Source organism: Cupriavidus sp. 10L43_2, assembly GCF_056395265.1.
The window spans coordinates 1-3,067 of record NZ_JBFTJE010000035.1 but is presented as its reverse complement, the minus strand read 5'-3'; the positions used below and the strand labels follow the sequence as shown (position 1 = coordinate 3,067).

Annotated in this window: 4 protein-coding genes; 3 read left to right on the top strand and 1 reads right to left on the bottom strand. The window is 65.2% G+C overall.

Annotation, left to right across the window (positions count from 1 at the left end; all coding sequences use genetic code 11):
• From AC1DEL_RS27380 to AC1DEL_RS27370, 3 genes are all read left to right on the top strand, one after another.
• Positions 1–1,507 (top strand): PhoH family protein (locus AC1DEL_RS27380; RefSeq protein ID WP_477159239.1); only part of this gene is annotated, 1,507 nt, incomplete at its 5' end.
• Positions 1,508–1,681: 174 nt separating this feature from the next.
• Positions 1,682–2,164 (top strand): hypothetical protein, encoded by a 483-nt coding sequence (locus AC1DEL_RS27375; protein ID WP_441593578.1) that lies wholly within the window; start codon positions 1,682–1,684, stop codon positions 2,162–2,164.
• Positions 2,165–2,235: 71 nt separating this feature from the next.
• Positions 2,236–2,883 (top strand): C40 family peptidase, encoded by a 648-nt coding sequence (locus AC1DEL_RS27370; protein WP_477126467.1) that lies wholly within the window; start codon positions 2,236–2,238, stop codon positions 2,881–2,883.
• A 70-nt stretch (positions 2,884–2,953) separates the two neighbouring features.
• Here the strand turns inward: AC1DEL_RS27370 and AC1DEL_RS27365 are convergent.
• On the bottom strand, positions 2,954–3,067 hold a 114-nt coding region (locus tag AC1DEL_RS27365), incomplete at its 5' end, for an IS3 family transposase (protein WP_441592170.1).

Genomic DNA, 3,067 nt, shown 5'->3' with positions numbered 1-3,067 from the left:
CGCCCGCACCCCGGACGCCCCGGCGCCAGCCACGACCGCCCCGTCCGCGCCGGCCGTGAGCCTGGTCAAGCCGGCGGCCGGCCCCACGCGCCGCGCCCGCAAGGCCGAGGGGCCCAGCAAGCTGTTCGTGCTGGACACCAACGTGCTAATGCACGACCCGAGCTCGCTGTTCCGCTTCGAAGAGCACGACATCTATCTGCCGATGATGACGCTCGAGGAGCTGGACAACCACAAGAAGGGCATGAGCGAAGTCGCTCGCAACGCGCGGATGGTCAGCCGCACGCTCGACTCGCTGGTCGGCGCCACCGACGGCGTGCTCGACGACGGCCTGCCGCTGGCCACGCTCGGCAACCGCGATGCGCAGGGCAAGCTGTTCTTCCAGACCCGCCTGAACGAGATCAAGCTGCCCGAAGGCCTGCCGCAGGGCAAGGCCGACAACCAGATTCTGGGCGTGGTCAGTGCGCTCCAGCAGCAGTTCCCGGAGCGCCAGGTCGTGCTGGTGTCGAAAGACATCAACATGCGCATCAAGGCGCGTGCGCTGGGGCTGCCGGCCGAGGACTACTTCAACGACCAGGTCCTGGAAGACAAGGACCTGCTCTACGCGGGCGTGATGCAGTTGCCCAACGACTTCTGGGCCAAGCACGGCAAGGGCGTGGAAAGCTGGCAGGACCCGAAGTCCGGCGCCATGTTCTATCGCCTGACCGGGCCGCTGGTGCCGTCGTTCCTGGTCAACCAGTTCGTCTACCTGGAACCGATGGACGGTAGCCTGCCGCTGTACGCGCAGGTCAAGGAAATCAACGGCAAGACCGCCCTGCTCCAGACCCTGAAGGACTACACCCACAACAAGAACAACGTGTGGAGCGTGGTGGCCCGCAATCGCGAGCAGAACTTCGCGCTGAACCTGCTGATGAGCCCGGACATCGACTTCGTCACGCTGCTGGGCCAGGCCGGTACCGGCAAGACGCTGCTGGCGCTGGCGTCCGGCCTGGAGCAGGTGCTGGACCAGAAGCTCTACAACGAGATCATCGTCACCCGCGCCACCGTGCCCGTGGGCGAGGACATCGGCTTCCTGCCGGGTACCGAGGAAGAGAAGATGCAGCCCTGGATGGGCGCGTTCGACGACAACCTCGAAGTCCTGCAGAAGAGCGATGACAGCGCCGGTGACTGGGGCCGAGCGGCCACGCAGGAGCTGATCCGCTCGCGCATCAAGGTCAAGAGCATGAATTTCATGCGCGGCCGCACGTTCGTGAACAAGTTCGTCATCATCGACGAGGCCCAGAACCTGACGCCGAAGCAGATGAAGACGCTGGTCACGCGGGCCGGCCCCGGTACCAAGATCGTCTGCCTGGGCAATATCGCGCAGATCGACACGCCGTACCTGACCGAGGGCTCGTCGGGCCTGACCTATGTGGTAGACCGCTTCAAGGGCTGGAGCCACAGCGGCCACGTCACGCTGGCGCGCGGCGAACGCTCGCGCCTGGCCGACCACGCGGCGGACGTTCTTTAAGTACCGCCCGCCCGGCATTGTCCGCCGGGCGGCGTTCGTCTCCCTTTTACCCGGATCCGGGCGTCCGCGTGGATGTCCGCCCATGTCGTCACGTCGCGTCGGGCTTTGGCTGACAGCCAAAGCGCGGCAGTGGCGCTATGATCGTCCGGTGTTCATGTCGATACGGAGGCGTCGATGGACAAGCCACAATCGTTCAATCCCTACCTGTCCGGCAATCCACGGACCCTGTTTTCCCGCCATTCGCGCACCACGCGGCGGCGCCGCATCCTGGCGGCCACGCTGATCGGCACGTCGCTGGTCATCGCCGCCACCTGGCGTCCGGCCCGGGCGGCCGAGGAAATGGTCATCCGCACGATGGGCCCCGTCAGCTATGTCTGCGGCGGCGTGGCGGAGGATGAGCGCGCCAAACTGACCGAGCAGGAGAAGAACTTCAACATGGGCATCCTGTTCACACAGGGCCCGAATGGCGAATTTTTGTCGGAAGTTGACGTCAATCTGACACGCGACGGCCAGCCGGTGGCCAATTTCAAGGCTGGCGGCCCCCGCTGCCTCATACGTGCGCCCGAAGGCAGCTACAATATCGAAGCGACCTATAAGGGTCAGGCCAAGTCCATGAAGATCAGCACCGGCACGCGCAACGCCCAGCTTCGCTGGTGATGCATTAACAATGCGCTAACCGCGCTGCACCGCGGACGGACGCGTGACCCGGCAACCGAACAAAAAGAAGGATGCCGCAGCGCCCGCTTCGCCTTTTCTCTCTCAATGCCTCCGGCACCGCCGCCCTCGCGGTGAGTGCCGCCGCGCTGCTACTGGCCGCCTGCGCCGGCGGGCCGCCGCCCCGGCAGGGTTCGTCCGTGCCCCGGGCACCCGGCAAACCGATGATCGACCCGAGCGCCGGACTTGAGGAAATCTCGATCCAGGCGATGTCGCTGGTCGGCACCCCCTACCGCTACGGCGGCAACACCCCCGATTCCGGTTTCGATTGCAGCGGCCTGGTTCGCTACGTGGTGCAGCGCGCCGCCAACGTGAACCTGCCCCGCACGACCGAGCAGATGGGCCAGCGCGGTTCGTCGCTGGACCGCAGCCAGGTGGCCTCCGGCGACCTCGTGTTCTTCAACACCACGGGACGCGCCAATTCCCACGTAGGCATCTATGTCGGCCAGAACCGCTTCGTCCATGCGCCCGCCACCGGTGGCACGGTGCGGCTCGAGGACATGGGCAAGTCTTATTGGGCCTCCCGCTACAACGGCGCCCGCCGCGTGGTGGCAGCTAGTAATTTGCCGATGACGCCGGCGCCCGCCCCAGAAGCCCCCTCGCCCGCCCCTGCGCCCACCCAGGAAGACGACGACCCCATCGCCGCCTTCGCCCGGCAATAGTCGTCTAGTAAAAGGCGTAAAAAAAGCCAGAGCGATGTGAACTGACCCCCAGAAGTTGGACGGTTGATGGCTAGGCCGGAAAGGGCTGAGTCCTGTATTGCACGGGACTCAGCCCTTTTAGTTTGAGCTTGATGCGGTCATGATTGTAGTAGTGAATGTATTGGCGCAGTCCATCCTGCAGTTG